Origin of the sequence: Synechococcus sp. Cruz-7E5, assembly GCF_024345995.1 — a bacterium.
GTDB lineage: Bacteria > Cyanobacteriota > Cyanobacteriia > PCC-6307 > Cyanobiaceae > Regnicoccus_A.
The window spans coordinates 390679-407123 of record NZ_JAGQCE010000002.1; the positions used below are offsets into that span (position 1 = coordinate 390679).

A 16445-nucleotide genomic window follows, 5' to 3' on the forward strand; every position below is an offset into this window, starting at 1 on the left:
CCCAATGAAGATCCTTGTGATGGGTGGCACCCGTTTCATCGGCAAGCCCCTGGTGGCCCAGTTGCAGGAGTCCGGCCATGCCATCACCCTGTTCACCCGCGGCCGCAATCCCGTGCCGACGGATCTGGAGCATCTGGTCGGCGACAGAACCTCCGCAGAGGACCTCGCCCAGCTGCAGGGCCGCAGCTTCAACGTGATCATCGACAGCAGCGGCCGCAGCGGCGCCGACAGCGAGGCCGTGGTGGAGCGCACCGGAGCACCCAGCCACCGCTTCGTCTACGTCAGCTCCGCCGGGGTCTATGCCGACAGCGAGCTCTGGCCCCTCGATGAGCAGGCCGCCACAGATCCGGCCAGTCGCCATGCCGGCAAGCTCGACACCGAGACGTGGCTGCGGCAACAGGCGATCCCCTTCACCAGCTTCCGCCCCACCTACATCTATGGACCCGGCAACTACAACCCGGTCGAGAGCTGGTTCTTCGATCGAATCGTCCACGGCCGGCCTGTGCCTCTGCCCGGTGATGGCACCACCATCACCCAACTGGGTCATGTGAGTGATCTGGCCACGGCGATGGCCCGCTGCCTGGATGTGGAGGCTGCGACCAACCGCATCTACAACTGCAGCGGGGCCCAGGGCGTCACCTTCCGGGGCCTGGTGGCCGCGGCGGCGCGGGCCTGCGGCGTCGATCCGGCGGCGGTGGAGATCCGCAGTTTCGATCCTTCTGGGCTCGACAAAAAGGCCAGAAAGGCTTTCCCCCTGCGCCTGGCCCATTTCCTCACCGACATCCACCGGGTGCAGAGGGAGCTGGCCTGGACGCCCGCCTTCGATCTCGAATCCGGCCTGGCCGACAGCTTCAGCAACGATTACGCACTTCGCGGCCCCACCACCCCCGACTTCAGCTCCGACGAGGCCCTGCTGGCCGGCTGAGGCCCACACCCAGGTAGCCGAACCCGGAGCTGAGCGCCAGCAGCAGCGACGGCCAGAACAGCCACCAGCCCAGGCTGCGCAGACTGCTGGCCAGGGGCCAGGCCTGGGGCCAGAGCAGCAGCAGCAGGGCGGCGAACTGGAGCACGGTCTTGGCCTTGCCAGCGGTGGAGGCCGGCCCGCCACTGTCCTGGCCGGCCCGCCAGCCGGAGATCAGCAGCTCCCGCGCCAGCAGCAGCCACACCGCCCAGAGAGGCAGAGTCCCCTCCCTGGCCAGCCAGAGCAGGGGAGCGCTGATCAGGATCTTGTCGGTGAGGGGGTCGAGCCGTGCTCCCCAGACCGAGCCGCCGCCCGAGCGCCGGGCCAGCCAGCCGTCGGCCCAGTCGCTGAACCCTCCCAGCAGCAGCAAGGCCCAGCCCAGGCCCGCCTGGCCGGCGCCGAGGGCCAACAGGATCGGCAGCCCCAGGAAGGCCCTGGCCACGGTGAGGGCGTCGGCCAGGCGCCGAGCCAGGGGCGCGGCGGGCTGCCCGCCATCGGATTCAGGTGCGAAAGGGGTCATCGCGGCCGTGCCTGGGCGTGCCCCCACGCTGGCCTAGAACCCTTGCAGACGCTCTGCACCGATGACCCCCGACACTCCAGGAACCGTACGGGTGGCCGACGCGATGTCCACACCCGTGCTGTCGGTGACACCGTCCACGCTGCTGCAGGAGGCGGTGAAGCTGATGAGTGATCACCACATCAGCGGCCTGCCCGTGCTTGACGAGCACGGGGCCCTGATCGGCGAGCTGAGCGAGCAGGACCTGATGGTGCGCGAGAGCGGCTTTGATGCCGGCCCTTACGTGATGCTGCTCGACGCCGTGATCTATCTGCGCAACCCCCTCGACTGGGACAAGCAGGTGCACCAGGTGCTGGGCAACACGGTGGCTGATGTGATGAACCGTCACCCCCATAGCTGCAACGCCGAGGTCTCGCTGGCCGCGGCCGCCAAGCTGCTGCACGACCGCTCCACCCAGCGGCTGTTCGTGCGTGAGGGCGAGGCCGTGGTGGGGGTGCTCACCCGCGGCGATGTGGTGCGCGCCCTGGCGGCTGAGGGCTGAGCGCCTGCCAGGGCACGATCGCCCCGTCAGCCACCAGCCAGATCTGCTCGCGCTGATCATAGGGGTGCCCGCCGGTGAGCTGCCCGAAGGAGGGCAGCACCAACCGCCCCTGTTCAGCGTCGTAGCTGAAGCAGGGCAGACGTAGTCGGTCGCCGCGGTCACCGATCAGCGCCACTGGGTGCAGGTGGCCGCAGACATGCAGACGATCGGTTGCCCCTGGTGGGGGCTGATCGTCGGGACCATGGCTCAGCCAGAGGCTTCCCCGGGTCATGGCCGGTTCCTGGGGCAGGCCCTCGATCCAGCTGCCCCGTTCGTGGTTGCCGCCGATCAGCCGCAGCCGGCAGCCCAGCAGCTGGGGCAGGGCCCTGAGCTTCTGGCGCAGCTCGGCGGTGAGGCCCAGTCGGCTGTGGATCAGGTCGCCCAGCACCACCACTTCCTGCGGGCGCCAGACGTGGGCCAGGCTCAGCAGGGCGTTGAGGGTGCCCGCATCCCCGTCGCTGGGCAGGGCGATGCCCTGGCTCTGGAAGGTCTCGGCCTTGCCCAGGTGCAGATCGGCCACCAGCAGCAGCTTTTGCTCGGGATCCCAGAGCGCCTTTGCCGCCAGCAGCTCCAGCCGCTGCCCGCGCCAGTGGAAGGAGGCCCGATCGAGAGGGTGATCCACCATCGCGCCACCGCTCAGTCCGTGGCCATCGCCGCCTGATAGGCGGGCCGGGCGCGGGTGGCCTCGATCGTGGCCTGAACCGCCGGGTAGGGGCTCAGATCGAGCTGGGGAAAAAAGACGGGCAGGTAGGCCAGGTGGGCGTTCACGGCGCAGTCGGCCACCCCCCAGGCCGCACCGATCAGGGGGCTCCCTTTGCCCAGGAGTTGGTCGAGAGCGGCCATCAGCCGCGGAAACTCCCGCTCCCGGGCCGATTCCACGAACAGGGCAGTGGCCAGGGTGGCATTGGCGAACAGCACCCACTGCTCGGCCAGGGCCCGCTGCTCGGCGCTGGTGAACTCCTGGCCGTAGCGATCGGCCAGGTAGAGCAGGATCGCGCCGCTCTCGAACAGGCGAAGGGGTCCGCCCAGAGGGGCGTGGGCGCTGGTGTCCTCCAGGGCTGGCACCTTGCCGAATGGATTGAGGGCCAGGAAGGCCTCCTGCCGGTGCTCTCCAGCCTGCATGTCGAGCAGGCGCCAGGTGTAGGGAATCTCCTTCTCGGCGAGATACCAGCGCGGCATTGAGGCCCGCGAGCGGGCTCCGCCATAAAGAGTCAGGGTCATGGATGGGTGCGGTGCAAATCCTCGCCGCAGAATGGAGCTTCACCAGCAGGAAGCGCCAGTGGCCGACAGCCTGCTCCATCTGGCGCCCCATCTGGTGGGCCGCGCTCGGCGCGGCATCGTCGGCGACAGCCGTTACGCGCGCACCCTCAGAGAGGCGGTGCGTAAGGCCTCCCAGGATCCGCTCGGCGGCCCGCTGCTGATCAGCGGCGAACCGGGGCTGGAGAAGGACAACATCGCCGCCCTGATCCACTTCGGCTCCCCTGCCAGGCGGCAGCTGATGGTTCGGCTCGACGGCGCGCTGCTGCGGGGCGATGGCGTAGAGCTCTTCGGTGCCGCCGGCCGTGGCGGTGAGGCCTCCTTCCTAAAGAATTCCGAGGTGGGTGCCCTGCTGATCGACAAGCTCGATCGGGTCGATCCCCAGTTGCTGCCTGCCCTGCTGGAACTGGCCAGCAGCGGCCACTGGCAGGCCCCGGATCCAGCCGAAGCCCCTCACCACTTCCCCGGCCGGGTGTTCTTCACCACCGAGGCGGTGGTGCCCGGCTTTGAGCGCGTCTGCACGCTGATCCGGGTACCGCCGCTACGGGTCCGGCGCCAGGACCTGGGCGACTGGCTGCGCTACGACCTGCGTCTCAAGAGTCGGGCCCTGGGCTGGCCGGTGGCGCCGGTTGTCGGCACGGAGCTGATCCGGCGCCTGCAGACCCGTGACTTCCCCGGCAATGTGCGCGAGCTTGAGGATCTGGTGGAGCGGGCCCTGCGCCAGCTGCCGGTTCCGGCAGAAGGCGAGCCGCCACCGGAGCTTCCGGAAGAGGTCTTCTGGCTCCCCTCCCGTCAGATCCGCCCGCGCTTGGATCTGTGGCGCTGGAAGCCGTCCCTGCGCCTGCGGATGCGCTCACCACGGCTGTGGAACGCCCTGCTCTTCGGCCTCGTGAGCTGGGTGTTCGTGCTGGTGAACCTGTGGCTGTGGCTGGGTCCCCAGGATCGTGCCCACAACGGGGCGCTGAACATGTTCTGGGCCTGGTGGTGGCCCCTGATCCTGCTGAGTTATCCCCTGGTGGGCCGCCTCTGGTGCTCCTTCTGTCCGTTCATGGTCTGGGGTGAGATCAGCCAGCGGCTGGCCGCAGCCCTTGGCTGGCAGCCCTCCCGCTGGCCGAGGGGGGAGACCGACCGCTGGGCCGCACCGGCCCTGGCCGCCGGCTTTGCCGCGATCCTGCTCTGGGAGGAACTGGCGGATCTGGAGAACAGCGCCCGTCTGAGCAGTTGCCTGCTGCTGCTGATCACCGCCGGTGCCGTGCTCGGTTCCCTGCGTTTCGAAAAGCGGTTCTGGTGCCGCTATCTCTGCCCGGTTGGGGGGATGAACGGCCTGTTCGCCAAGCTCTCAGTTCTGGAGCTGCGCGCCCAGGTGGGCACCTGCAGCGGCAGCTGCAGCACCTACGCCTGCTTCAAGGGCGGTCCCGCCGACGGGGAAGGCCTGGCCACGGCCGGCTGCCCGCTCGGCACCCACCCGGCCCACCTCGACGACAACCGCAACTGCGTGCTCTGTCTCACCTGCGCTCAGGCCTGTCCGCACCGCTCCGTGCAACTGAGCCTGAGGCCTCCCGCTGCCGATCTGCAGCGGGAGATGGCCCCACCCGACGGTGAGGCAGGGCTGATCCTGGTGCTGGCCGGCGGCGTCTGCCTGAAGTTCTGGGATCGGCTGCTGGGGGGGCTGCCCCTGGCCCCCGACAGCCTGCAGGCGGGCCCCTTGCTGCCGCGCCTGGCCTTTGCCGTCCTGGCTCTGGCGCTGCCTTCGGCCCTGGCCCTGCTTGCGTTTCGGATCGCAAGCTGGTTGACACTGCCGGAGCGGGTCGCCCGGCGTCTGCGCCTCGGGCTCTATGGCCTGCTGCCCCTGCTCTGGGCGCTGTTGCTGGCGCGGCACTTGCCGGTGGGGATGGCGGAAGCGGGCCGGTTGCTGCCGGTCAGCTTCCAGCAGCCGCTGCCCAGCTGGAGCGCCGATCATCACGTGATTGCCTTCTGCCAGAGCCTGGTGCTGCTGCTGGGGGTCGGCGGGTCGCTGGTGCTGCTGCGCCGCCTGCTGCTGAACAGCCGGACGGCTCTGTGGTGGGGCAGCGCCGCGGCCCTGGCCCTGGGTGCGGGGGGGCGCTGGCTGGTGGCGAGTTAGGCGGGCTCGCCAAGGCCGCAGGCTCCGCACTGGCGGCAGGATCCGGCTTGGCCTCACAGCAGCGCGCAGAGCCGTCGGATGTCGGAGCTGCTGTAAAGGCTTCGCGTTGCTCCTGGGGTTGCAACGGCGAAGTTGTGCTCTTTTGTGAGCAGGTTGGCGGCACCGAGGCGGTTGGCGATCTCCACCCGCTCGAGGCCGCGGCTGTTGCGCCAGAGCCGGCAGTCGTGGCGGGTGTCGTTGGTGACGCCAGTCGCCCACACCCCGTTTGGGCCCGCCAGCAGCGTGGTGATCACCAGGACAGGCCCGAGGCAACGGTGGCGCATCGACGACATCCAGCGGTGTCCAGTTTCCAACCAGATGTGTTCCGCTTGCTACACCAAACCTTCCACGCTCCGCCAGGATTCACCAACCGATGGAGAGCCCTGTGACCAGACGACGCCTCCAGCGCCAGCTTCCGGGCGAAACCCTCCACTGGCTTGAGTGCCGACTCCACGCTCTCGAGAGCAGAGATCAATTTGAAGAGGCCTATGCCCTGCGGATGGAAATGGCCGAGTGGCTGCTGGAGGGCGGCCACGATCAACCCGTAAGCAACCTCACCGTGGCTCGGCTGCTGCGGGATCGAACTGTATTGGTGGATTCCCTTCTCTGCGACCCGACATAATCACGCTAGACGGCCTCCCCCCATGACCATCGCCCTGCTGATTGCCCTGGTGGGCTCCCTGGTGCTGATGAGCTGGATCGTCAAGAAGCTCAGCAAGGCCTGATCCAGGCCTGAGCAACCCGCCAGCTGCTGCAGCTTCACGCCAGCGAACGTCCTCGCCAGGTCCAGCCCTGTCCGGTGCTGACCTTCCAGATCGAGACCGGAGCGATCGCGGCAATCACCAAACCCCCCAGCCAGCTCAGCCACCAGTAACGCAGGTCGAGCTTGAAGCGCCAGCGGATCCAAAGCCGTAGCGCCAGTTGCAGGCACACCCCCGCCAGCGCGGGCGAGAGTAGCGACGGCCAGACCAAGGGTTCCCGGATCGCCTGCAGCCCCGCCAACAGCAGCAGCAGCCAGGGGCTGCTGAACAGGCCCAGCACCACAACACCGCTGGCCAGGGTGAGCAGGGGGTTGCGGTTCAGGCCGAGATGCCAGTTCTTGGTCCAGCCCTCCCAGAGCGCACTGAAATCTTGGTACATGCGCAGCTCCAGCAGGTCGACGCCGAGCAGATAGCGCAGGGTGAAGCCCCGCTCCTTGATGGCCCTCGCCAGGGCAAGGTCTTCCACCACTTCCGCCGCCAGGGCTCGATGCCCGCCGATGGCCTCGTAGCTGGAGCGGCGGAAGAGCATGAACGGTCCGGCGGCGAAGGCGGTGGGGTCGCTGGGATCGTTGGCGCGGGCGATCGGAAAGCCCAGACCCAGCAGCGCCACCACGATCGGTTGCACCACCCATTCGGCCAGGCAGCTGCAGCGGATTCGCGGGGCGAGAGTGAGCAGATCGGCCCCGCTGCGGCGCGCCTCTGCCACGGCACTGGCCAGGGCAGCCGGGGCCACGGTCACATCGGCATCAACGAACAGCAGCCACTCCGTCGGGGGCGGACCAGCTTCGGAACTCGGGTGCTGGGGCAGCAGCCGTACCGCTTCGCTGCAGGGCCAGGTCTTGCCACTCCAGCGCTCGCCGGCTGGACGTGGCCCGCAGCGCAGCACCTGCAGGGGAGGAGATGGGAACGTTCCTGATGCGATGAGCGTCTCCAACCCCTCGGCGGTGCCGTCGCTGGAGTCGTCGTCGGCCACGATCAAGCGCCAGCTCTGCCCCTGCAGCTCGCTGGCGAGCAGGGCGCCCACGCAGCTCTGGATCCTGGAGGCCTCGTTGTAGGCGGGCACGATCACGCTCAGGAAGTCGCGACCGCTGGCCTCAGCTGCACTCGTGGAAGCTCCTGCGGGGGTGATTTCCGTGGCCCCCAGGCGTGGAGCACGCCCCATGGTGAGCTCCAGCGCCAACAGCAGCACCAGCAGCCCGAAGGCCGCCAGCCAGCCAGCCACCAGCAGCAGCTGGATTGTGATCGCCATGGTCATGGAGCCCAGCCCAGCGGCGCCCACTCTCGCCGCTGGGGCCGAGCTGGATGGGGTCAGGGGCCCTTACCAGCGTTCTGGATGGCAGCCCTTCCCGGCGGAGAGAGCGCGAAGCCGAGGAAGGCTTTCACGGGCTCCGTGGCGGGCTCGCGATAGACGTAGAACAGCTGGCGCTGGAAGGGGTAGGACTCCGCTTCCGGGGTGGCTCCGTCGATGGCGAGCACCCGCACCGTCTGTTGGTCGGCCACCTGGGCGTAGGTGGCGTAGCCGATCCCATCACGGCCGAGAAGGCGCAGCATCGGCGTGGTGGCGTCGCGCTCGAGTGTGGTGATGTTCAGGCTGCTGCCGAAGGGCTGGTCCTCAAGCACGATCTTGCGGAACGCGGAGTGGGTACCGCTGACGCTCGGGCGGTTGAGGACTCGAATGGAACGATCGCTGCCCCCCAGGGTGCTCCAGTTGGTGATCTCACCCCTGAAGATCTGCACCGTCTGGCTGCGGGAGAGCCCGCGGCGGAATGGGTTGTCGATGCCCACCACCAGGGCGATCCGGTCGCTGGCCAAGGGTACGGCCACCAGGCCGCGGCCCTGCTCCTCAGATGTGAGTGGTCGGGAGATCGCCGCGAGGTTGATGCTGCCCCCCAGCAGGGCCTGGATGCCGTTGTCGGTGCCCACTGCCGCTGTGCTCACCTCCGTACCGGGGAAGGAGGCCATGAAGCCCTGCTTGAGCGCCTCGTTGATCAACACCATGCTGGTGGAGCCGTCGATGCTGATGGTGGTGCCCGCCGCCACGGTGGTGGGTGGTGAAAAGGCCGCCGCCGTTGACCCCTGGCTCGGAAATCCCGGGATGCTCGGCGGGGCCTGGGAGAGGCTGGGCAGCCTGGGGCTGGAGCCCAGCAGGCCACTAAACTGATCCCTCCAGGTCCAGAGGGCGCCGGCCCCGATCAGGGCCAGCAGGATGAAAACGATCGGCGGTGGGCCGCTGCGCTTGCCTGTGGAGTTCTGGACGTTCATGGCTGCTGAGGTTTCGGCTGAGTCGCGGCTTCAAGGGCCTGGAGTCGCTGGGCCACCTCGGCATCGAGCGAGAGCTGCTCGAGATCCGCCGTCAACTTCTCCTGGGGGTTTTCCGAGAGTTCAGCCAGGGCGGTGCTGCGCAGGTGGCGTCCTTCCACAGCACTGCGGGCGGCCTCGAAAGACGAGCGGGCCGAGCCGATGTCGAAATCGTTGTTGACCTGGGCGATCGATTCGAGCGCCGCGTTCACCTCCGCCAGATCCTTCATGTTCTGCATGTCGGACTTGTAGCGCTCGAGCTTGAGGCGCTCCCGGTTGAGTTTGTCCTTGGACGCGGTCACGAAAGCTTCGGCCTGCTGCACCTGCTGCTCCAGTGCCGGTAACAGCTTCTCGATCTGGATGGCACGGCCCATCGCCAGTTTCGCGCCGTCCTCCTGGCCCGCTTTCTGAGCCAGCAGGGCCTGCTGCTCGAAGTTGCCCAGCTCGATGGTCTTCTCCTGGTACTTCTTCTTGGCCCGCTCGTAGGCGCCCACCTGCATGGCCACCGCCTTGGCCAGCTTCTGCACCGATTCCTGCATCGACTGCAGCGATTCCTCGGCCACCGCGACGGCCACCTTGCCGCCGGATTCCACCGGCAAGCCCCACAGCCAGCGCCAGCTCCCCACCACCACCCGTCCGGCCCGATCGCCCATCAACCAGTAGATGAATGACTTCACTGCAGGCCTGTGTGCGATGGGGTGGTCGCGCTCAGGCTAGGGATGGTGCCGGATCTTCTCCAGGTGCCCAGCGGGAACTTCAGCTGAAGTCATTGAACGGAGCAGTCAACCGTCGTCTTCTGCTTTTCTGGCTTCGGCCACCAACCGCTGCACCCGCTCCAGTACCGACTCGCTGCTCATGCGGTTGTTGAGGCGCTCCACGAGCAGAGGGAAGGCGAAGGGCCCTGGCCGCGGGGTGCGCACCAGCATGCGCTGAGCGCGGCTGAGGCGCTCGAGGGCCTGGCGCAGGCGGCCCAGTTCCAGCTGCTCGTCCATCACTTCGCGGCGGGCCTGCTCCAGCAGAAGGTTGCCGGGTTCATGCCGACTGAAGACATCGAAGAGCAGGGCAGCGCTGATCTGCAGCTGGCCGCCGCTTTTTTTCTGCCCCGGGAAGCCGTTCACCACCAGTCCGGCGATCTGGGCGATGGAGCGGAAGCGGCGGCGGCAGAGCTCGGAGAGGTTGATCGATGCCTCCAGATCCGCTTCGAGTCCCGCCTGATCGAGCAGGGCATCGCTCCAGTCCTCGTAGAGCGCTTCGAAGGGATAGCCGCGGGGAGCCAGCAGCTCGAAGCCGTAGTCGTTCACCGACACCGTGATCGTGGCCGACTGGATCCGGGTGAGGCGCCCGGCCCAGAGGAAGCCCAGACCCTCATGCACGAAGCGCCCCTCGAATGGGTAAGCGAACAGATGGCTGCCCTCACGGCTGCGGGTCACCTCCACCAGAAACTGATCCTCACGCGGCAGGCGCGAGAGGTCGGCCTGTCGGCGCAGCAGCGGCTCCAGAGCCCGCAGTTCGGCCGTGTCGAGCCCCTTTTCATCGGCGCCGTCAGCCGCGGCTTCAGCCGGATCGCCGGCCTGGATCGCACCGGCACAGCGGTGCACTTCCCGGCGCAGGTGGACGCTGAGCAGGTCGGAGAGGGCCATCTGGCCCCCGGCCCAGGCGGGCACTGTGCGGCTCTTTCGGGTACTGGCCTTCACCAGGGCGGTCATGTCGCGCAGTCGCACGAACTCCAGCTGCCGCCCGGCAAAAAAGAACACATCGCCGGGCTTCAGGCGCGAGACGAAGCCCTCCTCCACATGACCGAGGGTGGCGCCGCGCACCACCTTGACGCTGATCGAGCTGCTGGAGGTGATCGTGCCGATCCCCAGCCGGTGCAGGCGGGCGATGACGGGATCCTTGACCCGGAACAGAACGGGCGCGCCCGTGCCTGGGACGGCACCAGGGGGCTCCTCGAGCTCCAGCTTGCGGAAGCGGGGATAGGCGCCGAGGCAGTCGCCGCCGTGCTCCAGGAAGCGCAGGCACCACTGCCAGCTGGCCCCATCGAGGTGGCGGTAGCTCCAGGCGCTGCGCACCCGCTCCAACTCCCGCTCCGGCTCGAAGCCCGGACCACAGGCCAGGCTGGTGAGGTGCTGCAGCAGCACATCCAGCGGCGCCACCGGCGGGCGGCGGGTCTCCACCAGTCCCTCCGCCAGCCCCCGTCGCATCGCCGACACCTCCAGCAGCTCAAGGGCGTTGGTGGGCATGAACAGCACCTGGGAGGTGCCGCCGGGATTGTGGGCCGAGCGGCCGGCCCGCTGCAGCAGCCGCGCCAGGTTCTTGGCACTGCCGATCTGCACCACGCGCTCCACCGGCTGGAAGTCGACCCCCAGATCGAGAGAGCTGGTGCAGACCACCCAGCGCACCGCTCCCGATTTGACCCCCGCCTCGATCGCCTCCCGCTCGGTCCGGTCGATCGAGCCGTGGTGCAGGGCCAGCGATCCCTCCATCTCCGGGCAGGCGTAGCGCAGACATTGGTGCCAACGCTCCGACTGATTGCGCGTGTTGGTGAACAGCAGCGTGGAAATGGCTGGATCGAGGGCCGCCACCAGTTCCTCGTACATGCGCAGGCCCAGGTGCCCACCCCAGGGAAAGCCATCGATCGATTCGGGCAGCAGACTGCGGATCTCGGTGTGCCGCTTGACCCGCGCGCACACCAGCAGTGGGTCCTCGCCTGCGCCAACCCCCACCGCCGCATAGGCGGCCTCCTTCAGGTTGCCGATGGTGGCGCTGATCGCCCAGGTCCGCAGTCCCGGCCGCTGCCCTCGCAGCCAGCTCAGGGCCAGCTCCGTCTGGCTGCCGCGCTTGCTGCCCATCAGCTCGTGCCATTCATCCAGCACCACCGCCTCGAGGCCCGCAAACAGTTGCGGTGCCGCCCTGTTCGCCAGCAGCACCGAGAGCGATTCCGGCGTGGAGATCAGGATCTGGGGCGGCTGCCTGAGCTGTCGGCTGCGTTCGCCGCTGGCGGTGTCGCCGTTGCGGATGCCCAGCGTCAGCGGCCAGCCCATGGTCTCGATCGGCTCTCGGATCGCCAGGGCCAGATCGCGGCTGAGGGCCCGCAAGGGCGTGAGATAGAGCAGGCGCAGTCCGGCGCCCGGGTTCGCGAGCATCGCGGCGATCGGCCCCATCACCGCCGCATAGGTTTTGCCGGCGCCGGTGGGCACCTGGATCAGACCGTTCTCTCCGCGCAGGTACGCCTTCCAACACTGGCGCTGAAAGGGAAGGGGCCGCCAGCCCTTGTGGCGGAACCAGGCCTCGATCGGCTCAAGCGCAGTGCTCTGGGAGGCCAAGGCAGAGGTTGCCGTCTCAGGTGGTGAGGATGCCCACAACCACAGCGGCAATGGCCAGGATCACGGCCCCCTGCACCACGCCGGCGGCCACGTTGCCCTTGCGGATCTCGGCGCGGTAGTCGATCGGGGAGAGCTTGTCGAACAGCAACAGGCCGGCATAGATGAGGATGACTCCGATAACGGTCCACCCGACCGTCAGCAGGAGCTGGAGCAGGGGTTTGACCATGGCGGCATCCCAGAGCGCCTTTCAGGCTAAGGACCGGCCCGGATCACGCAGTGGCCAGTCGGATGTGCGGCGTTGGCCGCTGCTGCTGGGGCTGCTGCCCCTGATCCCCCTGCTGGTGCTGCTGCTCTCATGGCTGGAGCAGCCCCAGCGCCGGCAGATCGCGGTGGCGCCGGAGCAGCCGAGCACCAGTGAATCCCTGCGCCTGGAGTCAGGCTGGATCGGCAGTCCATTGATCAAGCTGCGGGCCGAGCTGCCGGTGAACAGCTCGATGGGGCTCGGTGTGGAGCTGCTTGATGCCGGCGGGGCCACCGTGCTCGAGCTGGCCAAGGATGGCTGGCGTGAAACCGGCACCTGGTCGGAGGGCGGCGAGAGCGGCAGCTGGGACGAGAGCGACAACGGCGTGGTTCTCTCGTTGCGGCCGCCGCGATCGGGGGAGTACCGCCTGCGGCTCACGCTCGAGGATCTGCTCGACACAGCCGGCCGTCCCCTGGAGAGCCCCTTGCTGGTGCGGGTGGAGGTGCGCAACCACAGCGTCAATGCGCCGTTGCTCTGGTTCACCGCCGTGGTGACGCAGCTGATGGCGGGAATCGCCATGAGGGCCACCTACCGCAACTGGCGCCTGCGCAAGGTGCTGCGGGTGGAGGACAGTCGCGTGCGGCTGCGCAGCCGCCTGGGGGGAACCGGCCTGGTGCGAGTGGCGGTGCGTGCCCGCTACGAACGGCCCAGCAGCGACGCCGGCCCCCTCGCCTCCCAGCTCAAGGCGGCGCTGGAGCTGGAGGTGAGCGATGCCCTCGGCCGCTCTCGCCTGAGCTTTCAGCGCAGCCTGCCGGTGACGGCCCACTCCAGCGACGGTGACCACTGGCTGACCGTGGAGGAGGTGCTCCATCTCAAGCTGCTTGAGCGAGCCAGCCTGGGGCTGCGGCTGACGCTGCCTGAAACCATCGCCGATGGCGGCGAGCCCTGGGAGATCGAGTGGTTGCGGCTGGTGCTGGAAGACGGCGTGCTCAGCCCACACCCGGTGGCCGTGCTGACGCTGGAGGCCTGAGATGGCGCCTGAACGCACCTTGATTCTCCTGCTCACGATCTCGGCGGTGACGGTGGGCACGGTCAGTGCGGTCCGCCGGCCGTTCCTGTTCCAGTTGGGGCAGGAGGGGGTACCGCCTGGATCCACTGGCGTCAGCTACCGCGGCAGCTACCGGGGCGGCTTGTGGGTTCCACGCAGTGGTCGCTCCAGCTGGCCTGGCTTCCAGGGGCGGGGCCCCGGGACGGCCAAGTAGGCATGCCGCCGTTTTCAGCGCTGCAGGTGCGGGTGCTGCTGGTCACCGCGGCGCTCTCCTCCAGCGTGGGGCTGGTGCTGGAGCTGATGCTGGTCACCCAGGCCAGCTATCTGCTCGGCGACGCGGCCCTGGCCACGGGGGTGGTGATCGGCACCTTTCTTGCGGCCATGGGGCTGGGGGCCTGGCTGAGTCAGTTCGTGGGTGGCGGCGAGCGGCCCATGCAGCGACTCCTGGGCGCGTTCCTGCTTGTGGAGATCTGCCTCTCGCCGCTCTGCCTGCTGGGCCCGCTGGCGTTGTTCGCTGTGTTCAGCGTCGATGGCCCGCTCTGGCTTGTCCTGGTGGTGGTGACGGTGATGGTGGGGGTGCTGGGGGGCATGGAGGTGCCTCTGCTCACCCGGCTGCTGGAGAGCCAGCAGCACCTGCGCACGGCCCTGGCCCGGGTGCTGGCCCTTGATTACCTCGGCGCCCTGCTCGGCTCCCTGCTCTTTCCGCTGCTGTTGCTGCCAGTCTTCGGCCTGCTGCCCACCGCGGGACTGCTGGCGATGGTGCCCCTGATCAGCAGTGCGGTGCTGTGCTGGGTGTTCCCGAGTTGCCGTCGCTGGCGCTGGCCGCTCAGCGGTGCCCTGCCCCTGGCCGCCCTGGCTGCCTGGGCGCTGGTGCCCCTCGGCAACCGGATCGAGGACGGCCTCTATGACGATCCGGTGGTGGGGCGGGTTCAGTCGCGCCATCAGCGCATCGTGCTCACCAGCCGTCGCGGTGATCTGCGCCTGTTTCTCGATGGGAACCTGCAGTTCTCAAGCCTGGATGAATACCGCTACCACGAGGCGCTGGTGCATCCTGCCCTGGCGCTGCACGGCCAGCCTGCGCGGGTACTGCTGCTGGGGGCAGGCGATGGGCTGGCGGCCCGGGAGATCCTGCGCTGGCCGGGGGTGCGCCAGCTCGATCTGGTGGAACTGGATCCGCAGATGCTGCAGCTGGCACGAGCCCATCCTTTCCTGCGCCGCCTCAACCAGGCGAGCCTTGAAGACCCGCGGGTGCACACGCACGTGGGTGATGCGTTCGAGCTGGTGCGACGCCTGAAGGACCCCTATGACGTGGTGATCGCCGACTTCCCCGACCCCGACAGCCCTGCCGTGGCGAGGCTCTACAGCGTCACGTTCTATGGGCGCCTGCTGGAGCGGCTGGCGCCCGGCGGCTTGCTGGTGACCCAGGCCTCCACCCCGTTCTTCACGCCGAAGGTGATGGCCTCGATTCAGGCCACCATGGCCGAGCTGAATCTGATCACGCGCCCGTACAGCGTCGATGTGCCCAGTTTCGGGCCGTGGGGTTTCGTGCTGGCCCATCGCCCCGGCCGGAGCCTGCAGCTGGCGACTCCGCCGTTTGAGGGGCGCTGGTTCGATCGCGCCCAGCTGGAGAGGCTGTTCGTGCTGCCCAGGGATCTGCGACCCCCGGAGGGTGCGGAGGTGCTGCCGAACCGACTGACGCGACCGGTGCTGGATCGATATCAGCGCCAGCCCCTCTGGCGGCAGGACTGATCCCCACCGGGTGGTGATCGATAGGCTGAACTACTCCGGACGTCAGGCTCCGGGCCGAGGCCATGCCCATGGGCGTCTGGGTTCTGCTGGTGCTGCTGCTGGTGGCGGCGTGGGGCCTGCGCCAGCTGCAGAAGCAACGCCAGCGGTCGGGGGCGAATCTGCCCCAGGAGTCCTTGGAGCGCACCCTCTTCGATCTGCGCACCGGCGACATCGTGCAGGCCGACGGCCGCGACTGGATGGTGGAAGACCGTCTGCTCTACGACGAGGATGGTTTTCAGTGGCTGGAGTATCTCCTGCGCGACGGCAGCGAGGGTCGCTGGCTCAGCGTCTGCGAAGACGACTGGCTGGAGGTGAGCTGGCTGGAGCGGGGGCCGGCTGAGCTGGCTCTGGAGCTGGATCGTCAGCCCCTGCCCTTCCCCGCGCAGATCACATGGGAGGGAGTGACCTACCAGCTCAAGGAGCAGGGCCACGCTGCGGTGAGCTCCAGTTCCCGGACGATGAACCGGAGGCTGAGCGGCTGCCGTTACGGCGATTACGAGGCCCCTGATGGCCTGGTGTTGTCCCTCGAGCGCTGGGACGGGGGCAGCCCCGGCACCCGCCCACCGGCCCCTGGCTCCGATCCCGGTCCGGCCGAGGCGGAGGTGACCCTCGGCCGCCTGCTCGATCCCGCCTCGCTGGTGCTGCTGCCGGGGGATGGGCGCTCGGTGTACCGGCTCAGCACCTAGTGCCCAGTCCCATGAGTAACCAAAAGAAACTGGAGTGTCTCTGCAGGGAGTCTTTCAATGGCCCTCGGTCGCTTTATGCCTCTGTTGGGGCTCTCGGCGGACGAGATTCAGCAACTCCAGAGCATCGCTCAATCCCTCGCCATTCCCTATTCGATCGTCCAGCGGACTCTGATCATACTGGCCTGCGGCGACGGTGATGCCAACACTTTCATTTCCCAGCGGATGGGTCTCACCGGCATGACAATTGGGAAGTGGCGCAAGCGCTATCGGCAGATTGACATCGAGGGACAACATGTCGAACTCCGGTCCGGCCGACCCTGCACCTACCAAGATGAGAAGGCTTCTGAGATGATCAACCGGCGCTGCAGAGCATGCCAAGGATGACATTATTCAATGGATGTTCGGTTCGTTGGCGGCCGCCACGGCAATCTCCAAAAGCATGCTGGCTGGCAATCTTCTCTCTGCAGCCACATCGGAATATGACCTTCGATCTCTCCACTGACCCATTCTTTGTTGAGATGGTTCGTTAAATCGTCAAACTATACCTTAAAGGCACCTCAAAAAATCCTCGCCACAACCTGAAAGCTTGTTAGATATTACATAGAATCCATTCAGCTCAGTACAGCTGAATGGGACAACGTAGATTCTGGGATGAGGAGAAGTGCATCCACAGGCTTCAGCAGAAGAAGCCCACGTTGGGACTCCTGAAAAAGCAGACTGCAGGCTCGATGCGAATGCTGCCAGCTAGAGGCGCGTAGGCTGCTCGCACACACATTTATACAGCGACCAGTGAATCAGCCATTTCAAGCTGCCAAATGTTCCTG

General features: G+C 67.7%; 18 protein-coding genes. 9 read left to right on the forward strand and 9 right to left on the reverse strand.

What is annotated here, in order from left to right:
* Positions 1-4: 4 nt before the first annotated feature.
* Positions 5-925, forward strand: coding sequence for an NAD-dependent epimerase/dehydratase family protein (locus KBY77_RS04785; RefSeq protein WP_255102422.1), 921 nt, complete (start codon positions 5-7; stop codon positions 923-925).
* Here the strand turns inward: KBY77_RS04785 and KBY77_RS04790 are convergent.
* On the reverse strand, positions 894-1481 hold the full coding sequence (locus tag KBY77_RS04790) for a CDP-alcohol phosphatidyltransferase family protein (RefSeq protein ID WP_255102423.1): 588 nt from the start codon (positions 1479-1481) through the stop codon (positions 894-896). The genes KBY77_RS04785 and KBY77_RS04790 overlap by 32 nt on opposite strands.
* Positions 1482-1584: 103 nt before the next feature.
* Between KBY77_RS04790 and KBY77_RS04795 the strand changes: the two genes are divergently transcribed.
* Positions 1585-2019 carry a CBS domain-containing protein gene (locus tag KBY77_RS04795; protein ID WP_255102468.1) on the forward strand — a complete coding sequence of 145 codons (435 nt, stop codon included), beginning with the start codon at positions 1585-1587 and terminating at the stop codon, positions 2017-2019.
* Here the strand turns inward: KBY77_RS04795 and pdeM are convergent.
* Both pdeM and KBY77_RS04805 read right to left on the reverse strand, forming a co-directional pair.
* Positions 1976-2683 carry a ligase-associated DNA damage response endonuclease PdeM gene (gene pdeM, locus KBY77_RS04800; protein WP_255102424.1) on the reverse strand — a complete coding sequence of 236 codons (708 nt, stop codon included), beginning with the start codon at positions 2681-2683 and terminating at the stop codon, positions 1976-1978. The two genes, KBY77_RS04795 and pdeM, sit on opposite strands and share 44 nt — an antisense overlap.
* 11 nt (positions 2684-2694) lie before the next feature.
* Positions 2695-3279: a glutathione S-transferase family protein gene (locus KBY77_RS04805; RefSeq protein ID WP_255102425.1), complete on the reverse strand. Its 585-nt coding sequence runs from the start codon at positions 3277-3279 to the stop codon at positions 2695-2697.
* A gap of 31 nt (positions 3280-3310) precedes the next feature.
* Between KBY77_RS04805 and KBY77_RS04810 the strand changes: the two genes are divergently transcribed.
* Complete coding sequence (locus KBY77_RS04810; RefSeq protein ID WP_255102426.1) at positions 3311-5437, forward strand: 4Fe-4S binding protein; 2127 nt, start codon at positions 3311-3313, stop codon at positions 5435-5437.
* A 53-nt stretch (positions 5438-5490) separates the two neighbouring features.
* Here KBY77_RS04810 and KBY77_RS04815 read toward each other — a convergent pair whose 3' ends face one another.
* Positions 5491-5769, reverse strand: coding sequence for a hypothetical protein (locus KBY77_RS04815; RefSeq protein WP_255102427.1), 279 nt, complete (start codon positions 5767-5769; stop codon positions 5491-5493).
* 92 nt (positions 5770-5861) lie between these two features.
* On the opposite strand from KBY77_RS04815, the gene KBY77_RS04820 reads away from it, so the two are divergent.
* A complete protein-coding gene (locus KBY77_RS04820) occupies positions 5862-6098 on the forward strand; it encodes a hypothetical protein (RefSeq protein ID WP_255102428.1) in 237 nt (78 codons plus the stop codon).
* Between the two features lie 137 nt (positions 6099-6235).
* Here the strand turns inward: KBY77_RS04820 and KBY77_RS04825 are convergent, their stop codons facing one another.
* The 5 genes from KBY77_RS04825 to KBY77_RS04845 form a co-directional block, all read right to left on the reverse strand.
* Positions 6236-7486 carry a glycosyltransferase family 2 protein gene (locus tag KBY77_RS04825; RefSeq protein ID WP_255102429.1) on the reverse strand — a complete coding sequence of 417 codons (1251 nt, stop codon included), beginning with the start codon at positions 7484-7486 and terminating at the stop codon, positions 6236-6238.
* 59 nt (positions 7487-7545) lie between these two features.
* On the reverse strand, positions 7546-8499 hold the full coding sequence (locus KBY77_RS04830; protein ID WP_255102430.1) for a phosphate ABC transporter substrate-binding protein: 954 nt from the start codon (positions 8497-8499) through the stop codon (positions 7546-7548).
* Positions 8496-9212, reverse strand: coding sequence for a PspA/IM30 family protein (locus KBY77_RS04835; protein WP_255102431.1), 717 nt, complete (start codon positions 9210-9212; stop codon positions 8496-8498). The genes KBY77_RS04830 and KBY77_RS04835 overlap by 4 nt, the downstream gene beginning before the upstream one ends.
* 105 nt (positions 9213-9317) lie before the next feature.
* Positions 9318-11858 (reverse strand): ligase-associated DNA damage response DEXH box helicase, encoded by a 2541-nt coding sequence (locus KBY77_RS04840; protein WP_255102432.1) that lies wholly within the window; start codon positions 11856-11858, stop codon positions 9318-9320.
* Between the two features lie 16 nt (positions 11859-11874).
* A complete protein-coding gene (locus tag KBY77_RS04845; RefSeq protein ID WP_255102433.1) occupies positions 11875-12084 on the reverse strand; it encodes a DUF350 domain-containing protein in 210 nt (69 codons plus the stop codon).
* Between KBY77_RS04845 and KBY77_RS04850 the strand changes: the two genes are divergently transcribed.
* The 5 genes from KBY77_RS04850 to KBY77_RS04870 all read left to right on the forward strand — a co-directional run bounded on the left by KBY77_RS04850 (position 12083) and on the right by KBY77_RS04870 (position 16005).
* The gene (locus KBY77_RS04850; protein WP_255102434.1) at positions 12083-13129 is read left to right on the forward strand and encodes a hypothetical protein; all 1047 of its coding nucleotides are present in this window, start codon (positions 12083-12085) and stop codon (positions 13127-13129) included. The genes KBY77_RS04845 and KBY77_RS04850 overlap by 2 nt on opposite strands.
* Before the next feature lies 1 nt (position 13130).
* The gene (locus KBY77_RS04855) at positions 13131-13361 is read left to right on the forward strand and encodes a hypothetical protein (RefSeq protein WP_255094688.1); all 231 of its coding nucleotides are present in this window, start codon (positions 13131-13133) and stop codon (positions 13359-13361) included.
* Between the two features lie 2 nt (positions 13362-13363).
* A complete protein-coding gene (locus KBY77_RS04860) occupies positions 13364-14896 on the forward strand; it encodes a polyamine aminopropyltransferase (RefSeq protein ID WP_255102435.1) in 1533 nt (510 codons plus the stop codon).
* Positions 14897-14964: 68 nt separating this feature from the next.
* Positions 14965-15621 (forward strand): DUF4178 domain-containing protein, encoded by a 657-nt coding sequence (locus tag KBY77_RS04865; RefSeq protein WP_255102436.1) that lies wholly within the window; start codon positions 14965-14967, stop codon positions 15619-15621.
* Between the two features lie 57 nt (positions 15622-15678).
* Positions 15679-16005, forward strand: a complete 327-nt coding sequence (locus KBY77_RS04870) for a hypothetical protein (RefSeq protein ID WP_255102437.1) — start codon at positions 15679-15681, stop codon at positions 16003-16005.
* Positions 16006-16445: the final 440 nt, after the last annotated feature.

Excerpts from the sequence above, each read along its gene's own strand:
- KBY77_RS04785 (WP_255102422.1), top strand. The coding sequence starts at position 5 with ATGAAGATCCTTGTGATGGGTGGCACCCGTTTCATCGGCAAGCCCCTG.
- KBY77_RS04790 (WP_255102423.1), bottom strand. The coding sequence starts at position 1,481 with ATGACCCCTTTCGCACCTGAATCCGATGGCGGGCAGCCCGCCGCGCCC.
- KBY77_RS04795 (WP_255102468.1), top strand. The coding sequence starts at position 1,585 with ATGTCCACACCCGTGCTGTCGGTGACACCGTCCACGCTGCTGCAGGAG.
- pdeM (WP_255102424.1), bottom strand. The coding sequence starts at position 2,683 with ATGGTGGATCACCCTCTCGATCGGGCCTCCTTCCACTGGCGCGGGCAG.
- KBY77_RS04805 (WP_255102425.1), bottom strand. The coding sequence starts at position 3,279 with ATGACCCTGACTCTTTATGGCGGAGCCCGCTCGCGGGCCTCAATGCCG.
- KBY77_RS04810 (WP_255102426.1), top strand. The coding sequence starts at position 3,311 with ATGGAGCTTCACCAGCAGGAAGCGCCAGTGGCCGACAGCCTGCTCCAT.
- KBY77_RS04815 (WP_255102427.1), bottom strand. The coding sequence starts at position 5,769 with ATGTCGTCGATGCGCCACCGTTGCCTCGGGCCTGTCCTGGTGATCACC.
- KBY77_RS04825 (WP_255102429.1), bottom strand. The coding sequence starts at position 7,486 with ATGGCGATCACAATCCAGCTGCTGCTGGTGGCTGGCTGGCTGGCGGCC.
- KBY77_RS04830 (WP_255102430.1), bottom strand. The coding sequence starts at position 8,499 with ATGAACGTCCAGAACTCCACAGGCAAGCGCAGCGGCCCACCGCCGATC.
- KBY77_RS04850 (WP_255102434.1), top strand. The coding sequence starts at position 12,083 with ATGGCGGCATCCCAGAGCGCCTTTCAGGCTAAGGACCGGCCCGGATCA.
- KBY77_RS04845 (WP_255102433.1), bottom strand. The coding sequence starts at position 12,084 with ATGGTCAAACCCCTGCTCCAGCTCCTGCTGACGGTCGGGTGGACCGTT.
- KBY77_RS04855 (WP_255094688.1), top strand. The coding sequence starts at position 13,131 with ATGGCGCCTGAACGCACCTTGATTCTCCTGCTCACGATCTCGGCGGTG.
- KBY77_RS04860 (WP_255102435.1), top strand. The coding sequence starts at position 13,364 with ATGCCGCCGTTTTCAGCGCTGCAGGTGCGGGTGCTGCTGGTCACCGCG.
- KBY77_RS04865 (WP_255102436.1), top strand. The coding sequence starts at position 14,965 with ATGGGCGTCTGGGTTCTGCTGGTGCTGCTGCTGGTGGCGGCGTGGGGC.
- KBY77_RS04870 (WP_255102437.1), top strand. The coding sequence starts at position 15,679 with ATGGCCCTCGGTCGCTTTATGCCTCTGTTGGGGCTCTCGGCGGACGAG.